Annotated in this window: 15 protein-coding genes and 1 pseudogene; 5 read left to right on the top strand and 11 right to left on the bottom strand. The window is 72.6% G+C overall.

The genetic code is table 11. The annotated features are described in order from the left end of the window. Positions 1-18: 18 nt before the first annotated feature. From ABT238_RS01300 to ABT238_RS01275, 6 genes are all read right to left on the bottom strand, one after another. Positions 19-453 (bottom strand): MarR family winged helix-turn-helix transcriptional regulator, encoded by a 435-nt coding sequence (locus ABT238_RS01300; protein ID WP_350558248.1) that lies wholly within the window; start codon positions 451-453, stop codon positions 19-21. Positions 454-563: 110 nt separating this feature from the next. Beyond that, the gene (locus tag ABT238_RS01295) at positions 564-2,327 is read right to left on the bottom strand and encodes a hypothetical protein (RefSeq protein WP_350558251.1); all 1,764 of its coding nucleotides are present in this window, start codon (positions 2,325-2,327) and stop codon (positions 564-566) included. A gap of 45 nt (positions 2,328-2,372) precedes the next feature. Then, complete coding sequence (locus ABT238_RS01290) at positions 2,373-3,224, bottom strand: nucleic acid/nucleotide deaminase domain-containing protein (RefSeq protein WP_350558254.1); 852 nt, start codon at positions 3,222-3,224, stop codon at positions 2,373-2,375. Between the two features lie 129 nt (positions 3,225-3,353). Further along, positions 3,354-3,908, bottom strand: coding sequence for an SUKH-4 family immunity protein (locus ABT238_RS01285; protein ID WP_350558257.1), 555 nt, complete (start codon positions 3,906-3,908; stop codon positions 3,354-3,356). A gap of 27 nt (positions 3,909-3,935) precedes the next feature. After that, the gene (locus tag ABT238_RS01280) at positions 3,936-4,928 is read right to left on the bottom strand and encodes a nucleic acid/nucleotide deaminase domain-containing protein (protein ID WP_350558260.1); all 993 of its coding nucleotides are present in this window, start codon (positions 4,926-4,928) and stop codon (positions 3,936-3,938) included. Then, entirely contained in the window at positions 4,925-5,620 is a 696-nt protein-coding gene (locus ABT238_RS01275) for a WXG100-like domain-containing protein (protein WP_350558263.1), read from the bottom strand. Before ABT238_RS01275 ends, ABT238_RS01280 begins: the two co-directional genes overlap by 4 nt. 312 nt (positions 5,621-5,932) lie before the next feature. Here ABT238_RS01275 and ABT238_RS01270 point away from each other — a divergent pair, with 312 nt between their 5' ends. Both ABT238_RS01270 and ABT238_RS01265 read left to right on the top strand, forming a co-directional pair. Continuing rightward, the gene (locus ABT238_RS01270; protein WP_350558266.1) at positions 5,933-6,358 is read left to right on the top strand and encodes a VOC family protein; all 426 of its coding nucleotides are present in this window, start codon (positions 5,933-5,935) and stop codon (positions 6,356-6,358) included. Between the two features lie 330 nt (positions 6,359-6,688). Next, positions 6,689-7,471, top strand: a complete 783-nt coding sequence (locus tag ABT238_RS01265) for an MHYT domain-containing protein (protein ID WP_350755163.1) — start codon at positions 6,689-6,691, stop codon at positions 7,469-7,471. Between the two features lie 45 nt (positions 7,472-7,516). Here ABT238_RS01265 and ABT238_RS01260 read toward each other — a convergent pair whose 3' ends face one another. Next, positions 7,517-8,440, bottom strand: coding sequence for a DUF4231 domain-containing protein (locus ABT238_RS01260; protein ID WP_350558272.1), 924 nt, complete (start codon positions 8,438-8,440; stop codon positions 7,517-7,519). Between the two features lie 119 nt (positions 8,441-8,559). On the opposite strand from ABT238_RS01260, the gene ABT238_RS01255 reads away from it, so the two are divergent. The 3 genes from ABT238_RS01255 (at position 8,560) to ABT238_RS01245 (ending at position 12,060) form a co-directional block, all read left to right on the top strand. Continuing rightward, on the top strand, positions 8,560-9,009 hold the full coding sequence (locus ABT238_RS01255; protein ID WP_350558274.1) for a VOC family protein: 450 nt from the start codon (positions 8,560-8,562) through the stop codon (positions 9,007-9,009). A 378-nt stretch (positions 9,010-9,387) separates the two neighbouring features. Beyond that, on the top strand, positions 9,388-10,689 hold the full coding sequence (locus ABT238_RS01250) for a WD40 repeat domain-containing protein (protein ID WP_350755161.1): 1,302 nt from the start codon (positions 9,388-9,390) through the stop codon (positions 10,687-10,689). A gap of 96 nt (positions 10,690-10,785) precedes the next feature. Beyond that, positions 10,786-12,060: a WD40 repeat domain-containing protein gene (locus tag ABT238_RS01245; RefSeq protein ID WP_350755159.1), complete on the top strand. Its 1,275-nt coding sequence runs from the start codon at positions 10,786-10,788 to the stop codon at positions 12,058-12,060. On the opposite strand, the gene ABT238_RS01240 is transcribed toward ABT238_RS01245, so the two are convergent. From ABT238_RS01240 to ABT238_RS01225, 4 genes and pseudogenes are all read right to left on the bottom strand, one after another. Continuing rightward, a complete protein-coding gene (locus ABT238_RS01240) occupies positions 12,038-13,234 on the bottom strand; it encodes an MAB_1171c family putative transporter (protein ID WP_350755157.1) in 1,197 nt (398 codons plus the stop codon). The genes ABT238_RS01245 and ABT238_RS01240 overlap by 23 nt on opposite strands. Before the next feature lie 28 nt (positions 13,235-13,262). Then, the gene (locus tag ABT238_RS01235; protein ID WP_350755155.1) at positions 13,263-13,829 is read right to left on the bottom strand and encodes a hypothetical protein; all 567 of its coding nucleotides are present in this window, start codon (positions 13,827-13,829) and stop codon (positions 13,263-13,265) included. Between the two features lie 58 nt (positions 13,830-13,887). Beyond that, positions 13,888-14,415 carry a hypothetical protein gene (locus ABT238_RS01230; protein WP_350755153.1) on the bottom strand — a complete coding sequence of 176 codons (528 nt, stop codon included), beginning with the start codon at positions 14,413-14,415 and terminating at the stop codon, positions 13,888-13,890. Between the two features lie 306 nt (positions 14,416-14,721). Beyond that, positions 14,722-15,126 (bottom strand): annotated as a pseudogene (locus ABT238_RS01225) (transposase); the annotation flags it as partial. Positions 15,127-15,252 lie beyond the last annotated feature (126 nt).

Here is a 15,252-nt window from a genome sequence, read left to right as displayed (position 1 = left end):
CTACCGGATTCGCTGTGCCTAGAGGTGTGCGAGCTTGTAGAGCACGGGCGCGGCCTCGCGGAGCGTCGCCCATTCCTCCTCGTCGAGACCCTGGGCGAGCTCGGCGAGCCAGGCGTTGCGGCGCCGGCGGGACTCCGCCAGGATCGCCTCGGCCTGTTCGGTACTGCTGACGACCACCTGCCGGCGGTCCTCCGGGTGCGGCTCGCGCCGCACCAGGCCCTTCTCCTCCAGCATCGCGACGATCCTGGTCATCGAGGGCGGCTGTACGTGCTCCTTCCGGGCGAGCTCACCCGGCGTGGCCTTCCCGCATCGCGCGAGGGTGCCCAGCACCCCGATCTCGGTAGGACTGAGCGACTCCTCGACCCGCTGGTGGCGCAGTCGACGGGAGAGGCGCATGGCGGACGACCGCAGCTGACTGATGGCTGCGAGGTCCTGCTCGGACATCTCGGGCATGTTCTTTAGCCTACGTCATTACTCTGGCTAAAGAAAATGGGATGACGGCCGTCCGCATCCGGGCCCGGCCGGGGCCGGCGCCGGGCTCGGCGGCGGGTTCGGCACCGGCTTCAGCGGCGGGTGTCCACGGCGGCCAGACCGTCCGGCATGCCCAGCACCAGCAGGGTGCCGGCCAGCGCCAGCGACCACACCTCCGAGCCCGTCCGCAGGTCCAGCACCCCGCCGGTGGCCAGGTCCCGCACCCGGACCAGCCCGTCCGACCAGGCCGCCGCCACCACCGGTCCGGCCGCCGTCGCCCCGGCGGCCACCGCCGTCACCGGGCAGCCGCGCCGGTCCGACGGCTCCGGCATCGGCGCCGAGCGCGGACCCCAGAGCCGGACGGCGCCGTCGAAGCCGCCGCTCACCAGCAGCGGGATCTCCGGGTCGGACAGCGGGCCGCCGCCCAGCGCCGTCCCGGCCAGCGCGGTGACCGGGCCGTGGTGCAGCCGCTCGCTGGCCACCTTGCCGTCCTCGGTCCAGTGCACGGCGCCGTCCGCGTCCCCGAAGGCGGGCGCCGCGTCGGCCAGCCCGCCGATCGCCGCCACCGCGCTGAGGTCCCCGGCCGCCGACCGCACCGCGTCCAGCGCCGCCATCAGCCCGTACGCGTCCAGCCCGGGCCGGGGCTCGGCCGGGACGACCGGCTCCGGGTGGCCCCAGGCGTCGAGCAGCACGACACAGCCGCCGGCGGTCACCGCCAGCCCCCGCAGCGGGCGCGGGGCGGGCACCACCACGACGCCCAGGCGACGGCCGGTGGCGGCGTCGAAGGTGCGCACCGCGCCGGTCGGATCGGCCACCAGCAGCTGCGACAGGTACGGCCCCGCCCCGGTGGTCAGCGCGACGGCCGGGCCCGGCCGGTCCCGGTCGACGCCCTCCCAGCGCGCCCAGCGCCCGGCCCAGGGCGCGGGCAGCTGCGCCAGGACGGCCGCGGCGGCCGCGGCGGCGGTGTCCCCGCCCAGCAGCCTGGTCCGCAGCACGGCGGCCCGGACCGCCGGGTCGGGCTCGTCGACGACCGCCGGACCGGCGGCCCGCCAGGCCCGGGCGAGCGCGTCGTCCCGCCGTTCGACGGCCGCCGTCACGGGGACGGGGCCGGCGAGCGCGTAGAGCAGCGGATCGGCGGCCACCGGGCCGGGGTCGGCGGCGACGGCCGTCCAGAGCGCGGACAGCGCCTCCTCGCCGAGGGAGCGCAGGTCGGCCCCGGGCGGCGGCGGGACGGGCGCGGCCACCGCCGCGGGCGTCCCGAGCACCCGGCCGGGCAGCGGGTAGGCCGTCGCGTCGCCGCCCCGCTCCGCCGCCCAGGCGGCGAACCGCGCCGGGTCCGTCCACCGGGGGTCGCCGAGGTCCAGCACGGCGGGCGCCGGTACGGCGGTGAACGCCCCGGCCGCCGCGCCGCCGGTCGCCGCCTCGACCACCAGCCGCACCTCCGGCAGCCGCAGCAGCGGGTCGAGCAGCCCGGTCACCAGCGCGGCCGGATCCTCGGCCAGGTCCAGCTCGGGGACGCAGACCAGCGTCGGCCGCCCGTCCGCCGCGATCGCCTCGACCAGCGGTCCGGGGGCGTGCGCGACCAGGTCGAGCTGGCGCCCCAGCGACCAAACGGCCGTCCGCACGGTGGCCCCGGCGGCCGGCAGCACGGCGTGGATCCGCCGCCCGCCCGGCGCCTCCCCCTCGGTGCCGCCGCGCACCAGCCAGGCCAGCAGGTGCGACTTGCCGGACCCCGGCGGTCCCGCCACCCGGCACAGCCGCGGCGCCCGCGGGTCGTCCAGCCACCCGAGCAGCGCCAGCCCGGCCGGCCTGCGCCCCGCCCCCAGCGGCGGCATCCGCCGCCCGTCGCGCACCATCGCCCGCTTTCCCTCTCCCCGTTCAGCCCCGCCCTCAGCCCGCCCTCAGCCCCGCCGCTCGGCCACGCTGAGCATCAGTGCCTTGATCCCGTTCTCCCTGGAGTCGGCCGTCGCCCCGTAGTCGAAGCCGTGGGTGAACTCCGCCTGCGGGAACTCCCGCGCCATCCAGCGCGCACAGTAGTGCCCCGGCATCATGCACGGCTCCAGCTCGCAGTACACCCGGACCACCTGCTCGGGCTCCACGCCCTCCGCCTGCAGCCGGTGCCAGAGCCGCTCCTCCGGGTGCAGCAGCCCCGGGCCGCTCACCTCCGTGACGACGCGCTTCCCGCCCCGCTCGTCGACCACCTCGAAGGCCGCCGAGGAGTCGATGTTCAGCGGGCGCCGCAGATCGTCCAGCACCCGCGGCCACCAGCCCTCGCGGTCCTCGAACGCCGCCGGGTCGACGGCCAGCAGGCCCTGCCGCAGCTCCCGGTACGCGGCCAGGGCCACGTCCGGCCGCTCCGACGCGGCGATCGCCGGCAGCAGCCGGTCGAGCAGCAGCAGCCCCCCGGCGAACGCCTCGACGCCGGGAGCGACCGGCAGGTCGAGCGGCTCGGCCCCCGGCACCACCGCCCGCACCGACCGGTCCGGCGCGAAGTACAGCTCGGCCCCGCCGTCCGTCCCGATCCGCAGCTGCGCCGCCACCGCCCCCGCGTCCCACCCCGCCGCGGCCGCGCACTCGCCCACCGACAGCGGATCCGCCTCCTCCGCCGCCCGGAAGTACGGCCCCACCTGCAACGGCAGCCCCGGATCCCGCAACGGCCCGGCCGGCGCGATCGGCAGCGCCCGCAGCCCGCGCGGCCCGAAGTGCGCCACCAGCGCCGCCGCCAGCCCGTCGTCCCTGCTGTCCGCGCTCACGTCCGAACCGGCCCTCTCATGTCATGTGGCAGGAGTCCATGAAGGCCTCCCAGAATCGCGTACCGTCCCCGGACGGAACCCCGTCGACCGCTCGCGGGTCGACCGACACCACCACCTACCAGTGCCGGCTCACAGCATCGGGTAGGAGTCGAGGAACGCCGTCCAGAACTCGCTCTTGAACGGCAGCGGGTCCCAGCGCTCCATGCCCTCGCGGACGATCTCCTCGATCTCGGCCCAGTCGTAGGGCGTCGGCCGCTCGTCCGGGTCCGGCCGCTCCACCTCGAACTTGTAGACGAGGTAGGCCAGCGAGGAGACGTCGCCGTGGATCAGCTCGTACTCGATCTCGGAGTCCGGGTCGGACGCCCAGACGGTGCCGTCGCCGAGGTGCACGAAGACGACCGCCTGGTAGAGCATCCCCAGTGGCTGCAGCAGCCCGTGCGGGGTTTCGACCGGCTCGGGGGACGGCCAGTCCTCGAACGCCGTCTCCGGGCTGGCCGGATCCCGGTCCGCGAGCTCCTCCAGGATGCGGAAGAGCCCCCGGGAGTTCGGGATCCCGACCTCGGTCACGAAGCGCGCGCCGTCGCCGTCCGGCCAGATCCGCGCCGCCGCGTCGGGCCGGAACCGCAGCAGATCGCCGGGCGCGGCCCGTTCGACGAGCACGGGCCAGTCAATCCCCACCAGCACCAGTCATCCATCCTTCGGTCTCGCCCGTCACATGCCCTTGGGCTTCTTCTTCGCTGCCTGCTTCGCCTCGGCGGCCGCCTTGTCCTGCTGCCCCTGAGCGTCGAAGTCCTTGGTGCCCATCGTGCCACCGTATTGGCCTGCGGCGTGGTCCTGCTCGATCTGGTTGAGGTAGGCCCGGTGACCCCAGTCGCGGTCCTTGGTGGGCACCTTGTTGTCGTAGTCGACGCCGTGGGTGACCTTCAGGTCGGGGTTCTGCGACTCGAAGTGGCGGGCCAGCCAGCGCTCACAGTTCGGGCCGGCCTGACAGGGCGCCCGTTCGGTGTAGAGCTCACTGACCCCGGCCTCCCTACCGCCCAACAGGGGTTTGCCGATCGACCGTTCCGAGTGGCTGCGGACGTAGTCGCTCCGGCCGACCAGGATGATCTCGCCGTGCTCGTCCCGGTACCTGAGCGAGGCGTAGTTCTTGCCGCCGTAGTCCCCTTGGGCGCGCCGGGCCTCCTCCACGGCCCGGGACAGCTCCGTCGGCTGGGTGATCTTCTGGCTGACGACCTTCTCGTCCTGCTTCTGCTGGCCGTCGTCGTCCTTGTCGGACTTCTTGTACTTCTTCGCGTGGTACGTGTCCTTGAGGTCGTCCGGGTCCGCGTCCTTGACCTTGGGGGGCTTCCCGTCCACCAGGGGCCCGATGGTCTTGTCGGTGCCGTCCAGGTCGACCAGCTGGCCGTTCTTGATCTCCTGGACCCGGCCGTCGTCGTGGATGTAGTACTTCCGCGGCGGATTCTTGGCCCCGTCGTCCCCGCCGCCCTTGCCCGTCTTCGGCGGCGGGGCGGCCTTGTCCTCGCCCTTCTTGGCGAAGTCGTCCGCGTTGTGGGTGTCGTTGTCCTTGTGGTGCTTGGCGGTCTTGGTGAGGTTGTCGCCCGCCTGCTTGTACATCTTGGTGGCGGCCTTGCCCATGTCCTCGGCCAAGGTCTTGCCGAGCTTCTTGGCACTCTTCTGGAGCGCCTTGACGACCGCGTCGCTCACTCGAAGCTCACCGCCGCGACCCGGACGCCGAAGACCTGCGCGTGCTGGGCGACCTTCTCGGCCTGCTCGTGCAGGGCCCGGGCGTGTGCCTCCACGGCCGCCGGGTTGATCCTGAACCCGCTGCCGGCCGCGCCCCCACCGCCGTTCACCGCCGCCTCCGCCGCCTCGAAGACCAGCCCGGACACCGCCTCCGCGACGACCTCCACCAGCGGGTTGACGGCCGCCTCGATCACCTGGCCGACGACGTACTCCTCCAACTCGTGCGCCAGGTAGGACATCAGCTTGCGCGCGGCCTGCTGGGCCGCGACGGCGCCCACCTCCGCCAGTCCGAGGGTCGCCACCGCGGCGGCCTGGGCGGCGACGAACGTCGCGGCCAGGACGATGAGTTCGCCCAGCGCCTCCAGCTTCATCGCGACGATCGTGTCCGCCGCGATGTCCATCGCCTGCGCCACCACGTGGGCGGCCTGGATCACCTGGTCGAAGTGCTTGTCGGACATCAGCGCCCACTTGGCGGCCAGCGCCTGGTACGACTCGCCCTCGTAGGCGCCGCCCAGCTGATGGATCGTCGCGCTGGAGTCCGCGTGGACCTCTTCGAGGCCCTTCGCGAACTCCTTCACGTGCTCACCGAACTCACGGACCCTGTCCTCGTTGACCGCGGGCCAACGGATGCCGATGAAGTCAAGGAGCGTCACTACTTCACTCGGAAGCTCGATCGCCATCGAGAAACCCCCCGTGAATCACAATCCCTCGATTGGACCAAAAGTTTATACAACTAATCTTTGGCTGCCGATGCCCAAAGCGTGCCGATTGTGTAGCGATCCGGAACGACTCCGACCGATTTGTGCTGGTCAGCGGCCTGGGGCCCGCCACCCGACTGCCCCCTCCCCCCACCCCGTACCTGCTGGCCGTGCCCTCCGTGACTCCCGGTGCGATGCTGGTCCTGGGACCCGATCCGCGCGGGCCCCCGGCGCCGCAGCACCGCTCAGCAGAAGGGCCGACCAGACATGACCGACGTCGCCGCCGAGCAGGCCACCAAGGTCGACTCCGCCGAGCAGAACGACACCGGCTTCGCCCGCCTCGCCATGGTCACCATCGACTGCGCCGACCCGGTCGCGCTGGCCGCCTTCTACGGCGAGCTGCTCGGGTGGGAGACCCGCCACGTGGACGAGCACTTCGCCATCCTGGACAACCCCGAGGGCGGCAGCCCGCTCGGCTTCGGCCGGGTCAGCGGATACCGGCCGGAGCCGTGGACCGAGCCGGACGGCGGCAAGCACTTCCACCTGGACTTCTATGTGGACGACCTGGAGGCGACCACCGCCCGCGCCCTGGCCCTGGGCGCGACCGAGCCCACCTACCAGCACGGCCGCACGCTCAAGGTGCTGATCGACCCGGCCGGTCACCCGTTCGGCCTAGCGCCCCTGGACGCCTGACCGACCGTCCAGCCGCGGCGCCCGCGCCACGCCCTCCGCGTCGCACCCGCCCGTTGCGTCCGTTTTCAATCGGATCCGGCACTTTTGAGAAGAGTGCGTCAGGGCTTGGTGCCAAGATCATGCCGATCACGTGAAGGGCACCCCTGGCCTGCGATTTCACAAGAAAAACGCACATTGTGGGACTCATCGGGAGCAGCTACTCTCCGGCGGTGTCAGGGCACCCCCCACCCCAGGCCTCCCCCCTCACGGACCCGGTTCACGGCCGGCCGGTCCGCCCTGCCCTGGTGTCGGTGCTCCCCCTCCTCCCCCAACCCTCGACAGGAGTCCCTCGTGGGCGAGATCCACCACGCCGACCACGGCTGGGTGACACCGGCGGCCTCGTACCTCGTCGCCTGCCTCGGCGCCTTCGTCGCCCTGCGCGCGACCCGCTGGGCGCTGGTCTCCACCGGCCGCTCCCGCCTCCACTGGCTGCTCTTCGCGTCGGCCTCGCTCGGCGCGGGCATCTGGTCGATGCACTTCATCGCGATGCTCGGCTTCTCCGTCACCGGCGCGGAGATCAGCTACCGGCCCGACCTCACCCTGCTCAGCCTGCTCGTCGCGATCGTGGTCGTCGGCATCGGCGTGTTCTCGGTCGGCTACAGCCCGCACCCTCGGACGGCGCTGCTGGCGGGCGGGCTGACCACCGGCCTCGGGGTCGCGGCGATGCACTACCTCGGCATGGCCGCGATGGTCCTGCCCGGCTTCGTCGGCTATGACGCGGGCACCGTCGCGCTCTCCGTCGGGATCGCGGTGTTCGCGGCGACGGCCGCGCTGTGGGCCGCGCTGAACATCCGGGGCACCCTCGCCGTGCTGGCCGCCGCGCCGGTCATGGGGATCGCGGTCTGCGCGATGCACTACACCGGGATGGCCGCCGTCTCCGTCCGGCTCCAGAGCTCGCGGACGGTCGAGGACGGGCTGATGGCGCTGCAGTTCGTCTTCCCGCTGGTGGTCGGGCTGGGCTGCTTCATCTTCGTCGGCGCGCTGGCCTTCGCGGTGTCGCCGAGCCGCTCCGCCGCCGGCGCCCAGCCGGTCCTGGTCGGCCGCGCCGCGCCGCTCGTCCCGCGCGAGCCCTGATCGCGCGTCACCCGGACCGCGCGGGCGCGGCCGGCCCTCCCCGCCTCAGCGCGGGAAGGCCCGCCGCGCCCGCCAGGTGGTGTGCTCGCGCGACACCGCGTCCTCCGCCTCGGCGGCCAGCCGGGCCCAGCGCTGCTCGGCGTCCGGCGTCCGCGGGTCGAGGTCGGACAGCTGGTTGCCGACGTTCTCCAGCTCCCGCGCCGCCAGCTGGTACGCGGCGGCCAGCGGACGGAGCTGCTTCAGCTGCGTCCAGGCGATCACCGCCGCGGCCGCCGCCGAGGTGGCCCCGAACACGTGCACCTGCAGCGCGCCGGTCGCCTGCGCGACGGCCGCCGCCGCGCCGATGATGATCAGCGCCGCCACGCCCAGCCCCCAGGTGACCGCCTGCGACTCGCAGGACTCCGCCCGCGAGCGGTACCACGTCCGCTGCCCCTCCACCCGGGTGCGCAGGTAGAGCGTCCGGCGCGCGGTCAGCGACTCCGCCCGCACCCGGCGCATCTCCGGGGTGATCTCGGCGACCGACCCCGGCGGCACGATCGCCGGGTCCTCGAACGCCCGCAGCACGTCCTCCACCTGCAGCAGGTAGCCCCGGTCGACGTCCGCCGACTCCGCGTCGCCCTCGAACGGCCGGGCCCGCACCGAGTACTTCCAGGCCAGCGTCTTCACCGACTCGGCCGCCGCCCGCGCCTCGTACCACCGCGCCTGCGGATTGCTGCGGCGCAGGCGCGACCAGAAGTACCCGGCCACCAGGAACGCCACCACCGAGAACAGCGGCGTGATGTCGGAGGCCCCCTTGTCGTCGGGCCCGGGCAGCGAACCGACCACCGCCGCGACCACCAGCATCGAGATGAGCCCGCGGTACCAGCGCAGCGTCTGCTGCTGCCCGGACAGCGACGCCTGGTCGGCCGTCCGGAACAACTCCGGCAGCAGCTGCGCCTCGACCCCCGCCGGCGGATCCTGTCTGACCATCGTCCCGCTCCCTCCCCCGTCTTCGCCCCGGAGTATGCCCCGGGTCAACTGCCCTACACCGACGCCCTCTTGACATCCCCTCTTGCCACCGTCCGGCCGCAACCCCTATAACCGGTTACATGCCCATGCACTGGAAGCTCGTCATCGACGCCGCCGACCCGCACCGCCAGGCCGCCTTCTGGGCCGCCGCCCTCGACTACACCCTCGAAGACCACAGCACCCTGATCGCCGGCCTGCTCTCGGCCGGCGCGATCACCCCGGACCAGGTCACCGAGGTCGACGGCCGCCACGCCTGGCAGACCCTCGCCGCCGTCCGCCACCCCGAGGACCCGCACGACCCCACCAGCGACACCGGGCTCGGCCGCCGCATCCTCTTCCAGCGCGTCCCCGAGCCGAAGCAGGGCAAGAACCGCCTCCACCTCGACCTCCACCCCGGCCCCGACGCCCGCGAAGCCACCGTCACCCGCCTCACCTCCCTCGGCGCCACCCTCCTGCGCGACGTCACCGAGCCCGGCGGCTCCTGGACCGTCATGCAGGACCCCGAAGGAAACGAGTTCTGCGTCCACTGACCACGCGCCGGGCGCTCCCCCGCACCGGGTCCCGCATGCTCCGCCACCTTCCAGGAGCAGATGAAGTAACCGTGTAGTGAAAGTTCAAGCCAGAAGAGAGCCGCAGGCGAGCAATCAGCCGCCTGCGGCTCTCTGCTTTCTGTGGCGATAAATCAGTACAGAAGGGCCGGTTGACGCGCGTCGATCGAGCCAGGTCGCTCATTGATCATTTTCAATAAAGATTGAATCCGTTCGGGACGTGGGCGAATGATGCTGACACCTGACCGGCCGTCACCTCGGCTCGCTGGGACCGCAAGAACACCGCCGAGCGCCGGTCATGCGCGGCCCGCCGAACGGGTCTGCGCTTCTCACCATCCGTCACCAAAGGGGGGACCCTTCTTGTCCACCAAGCACGCCATGACCCGCGCACTGGCCGTCACGGCCTCCGTCGGGCTGGTCACCGGCATCGTCGCCACCACCCCGGCCGCCGCCGAGGCCGGCGCACCGCCTTCCGCCGTCGCCATCACCACCGACGACAAGGGCAGCCCCGGCCAGGGCACACCCATCGGGACCGCGCAGCTGACCGCCGGCCCGCAGATCTCCCGCAGCGAGACGATCAGCCGCGCCGCCTCCTGGGTCGGGCTCGGGCTCATATACGACACGGATGGCACCTACCAGGGTTACCGGAAAGACTGCTCCGGATACGTCTCGATGGCATGGAACCTCTCCAAGACCGGGGGCGGGCTGGACACCACCAGCTTCGTCCCGACCGGCGTCGCCTCCTGGATCAGCAAGGGCGAGCTGAAGCCCGGCGATGCCCTGCTCAACGACGCGGCCCTCGCGGCCGGCCACGTCGTCCTCTTCGAGGGCTGGACCGACGCCTCGCGGACCTCCTACTACGGCTACGAGTTCACCAAAAGCGGCAACGTGCTCCACCGCCAGATCCCGTACCCGTACTTCTCCGGCCACGGCACCTTCAAGCCGGCCCGCAACAACAGCATCGTGGACGACGCCCAGCCGCAGGCCGGTGACCAGCCGGTGGCGGGGAACTGGGACGGCGGCGGCTCCGCCAACGTCGGCATCTTCCGCCCCTCCACCGGTGAGTTCCACCTGCGCAACGACGACGGCAGCCTCACCAAGGTCTACTGGGGCGAGAACGGCGACCTGCCCGTCTCGGCGAACTGGGACGGCGCGGGCCCCGACAACGTCGGCATCTTCCGGCCCTCCACCGGCGAGTTCCACCTGCGCATGGACGACGGCAGCATCACCAAGCTCAACTGGGGAGCCAACGGCGACCTCCCCGTCTCCGCGAACTGGGACGGCGGCCCCGCCGCCAACGTCGGCATCTTCCGCCCCTCCACCGGCGAATTCCACCTCCGCAACGACGACGGCAGCATCACCAAGGTCAACTGGGGCCAACAGGGCGACCTCCCCGTCTCCGGAAACTGGGACGGCGCCGGCCCCGACAACGTCGGCATCTTCCGCCCCTCCACCGGCGAGTTCCACCTCCGCAACGACGACGGCAGCCTCACCAAACTCAACTGGGGAGCCAACGGCGACCTCCCCGTCTCCGGAAACTTCGACGGCGCCAACGGCTACCCCGCCGCCAACGTCGGCATCTGGCGCCCCTCCACCGCCGACTTCCACCTCCGCATGGACGACGGCAGCCTCATCAACCTCAACTGGGGCCAACCCCACTGACGAACGCCCGCCGGGGCGCGTGCACCCACCGCGCCCCGGCGGGCCCGCGTGTGACGCCGCCTCATCGACGCCCGAACGGAAGCAGAGCCCACCATCGTGAACCGCCCCGCGCACCACCTCGCCGCCGTCACCGCCGCCGCCCTCGTCACCGGCGCCCTCGCCCTCGCCCCCGCCACCCAGGCGAGTGCGGCCGACCTCTCCAACCCGGCCGCCATCACGTTGGCGCCCGACTGGTCCTGCGGCCTGGTCCAGAGCACCGACCAGGCCCTCGCCGGCCAGCTCAACACCGTGCTGACCGGCAAGCTGGCCGGTTACATGACGGCGTACCGGGTCTCCTGCGCCCGCGCGATCGTCAACACCGTCAAGAACCGCGGGCTGCCCCACCGCGCCGCGGTCATCGCGGTGACCACATCCATCGTCGAGACCACCCTGCGCAACAACCCCAACGAGGAGGACCACGACAGCGTGGGCCTGTTCCAGCAGCGGGCCACCTGGGGCTCCTTCGCCGAACGGATGGACCCGACCTGGTCGACCAACGCCTTCCTCAACGCCATGCTCAGCGTGCCGAACTGGCAGACCCGGCCGATCGGCGAGGTGTGCCAGGCGGTCCAGCACTCCGCCCTCGAAGAGCGGTACCAGCCTCAGGCCGCCGACGGCGAGCGCATCGTCAACGCCCTGTTCAGCGGCGGCGGCTCCGGTGACCAGCCGGTGGCGGGGAACTGGGACGGCGGCGGCTCCGCCAACGTCGGCATCTTCCGCCCCTCCACCGGTGAGTTCCACCTGCGCAACGACGACGGCAGCCTCACCAAGGTCTACTGGGGCGAGAACGGCGACCTGCCCGTCTCGGCGAACTGGGACGGCGCGGGCCCCGACAACGTCGGCATCTTCCGGCCCTCCACCGGCGAGTTCCACCTGCGCATGGACGACGGCAGCATCACCAAGCTCAACTGGGGAGCCAACGGCGACCTCCCCGTCTCCGCGAACTGGGACGGCGGCCCCGCCGCCAACGTCGGCATCTTCCGCCCCTCCACCGGCGACTTCCACCTCCGCAACGACGACGGCAGCATCACCAAGGTCAACTGGGGCCAACAGGGCGACCTCCCCGTCTCCGGAAACTGGGACGGCGCCGGCCCCGACAACGTCGGCATCTTCCGCCCCTCCACCGGCGAGTTCCACCTCCGCAACGACGACGGCAGCCTCACCAAACTCAACTGGGGAGCCAACGGCGACCTCCCCGTCTCCGGAAACTTCGACGGCGCCAACGGCTACCCCGCCGCCAACGTCGGCATCTGGCGCCCCTCCACCGCCGACTTCCACCTCCGCATGGACGACGGCAGCCTCATCAACCTCAACTGGGGCCAGCCCCACTGATCCGGTGTTCCCCTTCACCACCACCGCCGCCCGGCGCGCTGCTCACCAGCGCGCCGGGCGCACCCAGCTCCCGGGCTGCGGCCACCACCGCGGGCAGCTCGATCGCGGCCGCGACCCGCTCGAACCAGCGGATCTCGGCGTCCAGGTCCAGCTGCTCCTCGCCCGGCTCCGCCCGGCCGCCGGGCGGACGCTCCCGCCCCTCCAGTTCGGCCGCCAGGGCGTACCGCAGCAGCACCGCCTCGACGGCGGGCGCCAGTTGGTCGCCGGCGATCCGCCCGGCGCGCAGCCGGTCCTCGGCGGCGCCCGGATGGGCCTCGCCGAGGTGCCCCTCCAGAGCGAGCACGCTGTCCCGGATCTCGATCACGTACCGGTACAACCGAAGCCGCGGATTGTTCCGGCGGAGCTCCTCGGGCAGCGGCAGAACCACCTCCGGCGTCGCCGCCTGCAGCAGGCGCCACAGCGGCGCGATCCGGTCGGCCTGTCGTGCGGCCGCGCGCTTCTGCCGGTACCCGGCCAGCGAGGGCCAGATCACCGAGAGCGCGAACAGCGCCAGGGCGAGCGCCATCAGGACCTGAGTCGTGCCGCCGGCCGCTGCCGGCCGGAGACTCCGCCAACCGAACTGGCTCGCGCTCAGGCAGACGAATCGGTGCGTCAGGTACGCGGTGCCCAGCAACAACGCGACCCGCATCAGCCAGAGCGAGGTCCGCACCGGACCGGGCGCGGCCTGCTTTCCGTACACCCAGCAGAGCCGGGCGTCGGCCGCCAGCCCGATCACGAGATCACCGGTCAGGACCGCCCAGTAGAGGTAGCCGGCCGGCGAGCCCTCGCCGTACGTCAAGGGGTCGGTGTCGCCGTCCGGGCGCGGCATCATGACGAACGCCGCGGTCAGCGCGAACGAGGCCACCGCCAGTACGGCCACGATCAGCCGGGACACCCTTCCTCGCGCCTGCCCGGTCATCTCCCGGACGAACTCCACCACGCACGCCGTGGTCGTGAGTCCCACCAGGTGAACCAGCAGGTTGGTGACGCCGGCGATGCCCAGCAGCGCATCGACCGCCCGCCGGACCGCCGGGGCCCCCAGCGTCGTCGACATCGCCCAGCACGCCCACGCCGTCCACAGCACCCGGTTGCGCCGGGGCGCGGTCCGCAGCCCACGCAGGCCGAACAGGGTCAAGATCCACACCGGAGGCAGAACCGCCAGGTCAAACGGCCTCATTCGAGCCCCTCCACTCGTAGGCGGCGGCGAAGGTGCACACGACCAGGGAGAGTGCGTCGGCCGACTCGCGCGACGCACCCGGCCGCGCGGCCGGGACGGCATCGAAGTGCTGCCACAGCAGGGTGGCGAGGAGTTCGGCCTCCTGTTCCTGGTCGGTGGTCGTCCGGGTGCGGTCCCGGGCCAGCAACCGGGCGGCCATCGCCGGATCCAGGTCGGGGAAGAGCCGCCGCAGGGCGTCGTGGTCCGGCTCGCCGTCCTGCCGGTGGTCCAGCAGGATGTGCGCCAGCTCGTGCAGCACGATGTGGGCCTGGTGAACGGGGCTGGTCACCACCGAGTAGTAGACGTGGTCGACGTCGGCGAGGGCGATCCACACCCCGCAGATCCCGGATCCCCCGGTGTCCGCCCGCGGCAACGGGATCAGTCGCAGTGGCCGCCCGCGCCAGCGGGCCACCGCGTCGGCCAGGCTCTCGACCGTGAACTGCCCGGTGACGTCCAACTGCCGGATCAGGCCGTCGCACTGCGCCTTGAACCGGCGCCATTCCCGTTGCTCCACGCGCGCCCCCGCGTCCGCACAGCCCCGCGCGCGCCCGTCCGCGCCCCCCGGGCGGAGTCTAGACGATCGGTCCGGCGGGCGAGTCCGGCGGTTCCGCCGGCGAACCGGCGACCGCGGCGCCCTGCTCGCCCGCCTCCAGCAGGCCACTGCGCTCCACCAGCGACCGCACGGTGTCCACGCCGTGCGTCGACATGGTCGCCACGGCCGCCGCCCGCAGGGCCACCGACCGGACGTCGTTGGCGCGCATCGCCGCGATCAGCGCGAGCTGTGCCGCGACCCGGTCCGCCACCTCGTCGTCGATGAAGTACGCCTGCGGGACGCCGAAGAACTCGCCCAACGCCCGGAGCGTGCCGACGGTGGGGTTACCGGCCCGGCCCTTGACCAGCATCCACAGCCGCCCCACGGAGAGCTTCGGGTCCCCCGGTCTGGCCGCCGCACGGATCCCGTCCACCACTTCCTGCAGCGTGTAGCGTCGGCCGAGCGGCTGCACCCACGTGAACAGGTACTCGATCCGCTGCCCGAGCCGCTCCGCCTCCGGGTCGGAATGCGCCTCTTCCCCCGCCCCCGCCCCGCCCTGCTCGCTCACGCCCGTCGCCCTTTCAGCCACCCGCCGCTCGCCCACAGTATCGCTGACCGCCCGGCACGGTAACGCGCTCCCCGTCCGGGACACCGTCGCGCTGATCCGCGAGCGCCCTCCACAACGGTGAAGGATCCGACAACGCGCCGGGCTCGACCGTTCCAGGAGCCGGTGAAGGCGAGCACGGCGACCGACGAGGTCGGGAGTCCGCTGCGGATCCGGGCCGACAGGTCGGTGCTCCCCCGCGCACTTCCGCCCCGACACCGACGGCCCCACACCCGTGAAGGGATGCTGTTGGCGAATTCGGGGTCCTGATCATTTCGCCCCGCCGAGCTGGTGCCCGGCGGGGCGAAGTGCTGCGAAGTGGATGGCGCGGGTGCGGGCGCGAGGCATCCCGGCGAGGTGGGCGTCGATGCGGGCGAGGTTGATCGCGGCGGCGGTGAACTGGTGCTGGAGGCTGGTCTTCGCGAGGCCTCGGTAGCGGGATCTGCGCAGGCCCCAGCGCTGAATGCCCTGGGAGAGGGTTCCCTCCACCCCGGCGCAGCCCTTGTAGCGCTCCTTCCAGCCGTCGGTCTGCTGGAGTTCTCGGGCCTGACGGATGGCCTGGTGTTCGTCGTGGTGGCGGAAGGTGAGCTCCCGGCGCATGGCCTTCGGGGAGCTGACGCAGTCGCGCAGGTGCGGACACGGCCGGCAGCCGGTGGGAGAGAACTGGACCCGGATCGGGGGTGAATCCGGATCGCCGGACTCCCCCTCGGGAACGCCGCCCGCGCCACCCTCACTGTCTCCGCCGGAACCTCACCCGGTCCCGCACGCATCGACACCACACACCCCACAACGACCAACGCT

The sequence above is a fragment of the Kitasatospora sp. NPDC001527 genome, assembly GCF_040298605.1.
In the GTDB taxonomy this organism is placed as follows: Bacteria; Actinomycetota; Actinomycetes; order Streptomycetales; family Streptomycetaceae; genus Kitasatospora.
This window is presented reverse-complemented; position numbering and strand designations above follow the sequence as displayed.

Bases quoted from the DNA above. Each gene is read 5' to 3' on its own strand.
- ABT238_RS01300 (WP_350558248.1), bottom strand. From the start codon at position 453: ATGCCCGAGATGTCCGAGCAGGACCTCGCAGCCATCAGTCAGCTGCGG.
- ABT238_RS01295 (WP_350558251.1), bottom strand. From the start codon at position 2,327: ATGGTGCGCGACGGGCGGCGGATGCCGCCGCTGGGGGCGGGGCGCAGG.
- ABT238_RS01270 (WP_350558266.1), top strand. From the start codon at position 5,933: ATGACCGACGTCGCCGCCGAGCAGGCCACCAAGGTCGACTCCGCCGAG.
- ABT238_RS01260 (WP_350558272.1), bottom strand. From the start codon at position 8,440: ATGGTCAGACAGGATCCGCCGGCGGGGGTCGAGGCGCAGCTGCTGCCG.
- ABT238_RS01255 (WP_350558274.1), top strand. From the start codon at position 8,560: ATGCCCATGCACTGGAAGCTCGTCATCGACGCCGCCGACCCGCACCGC.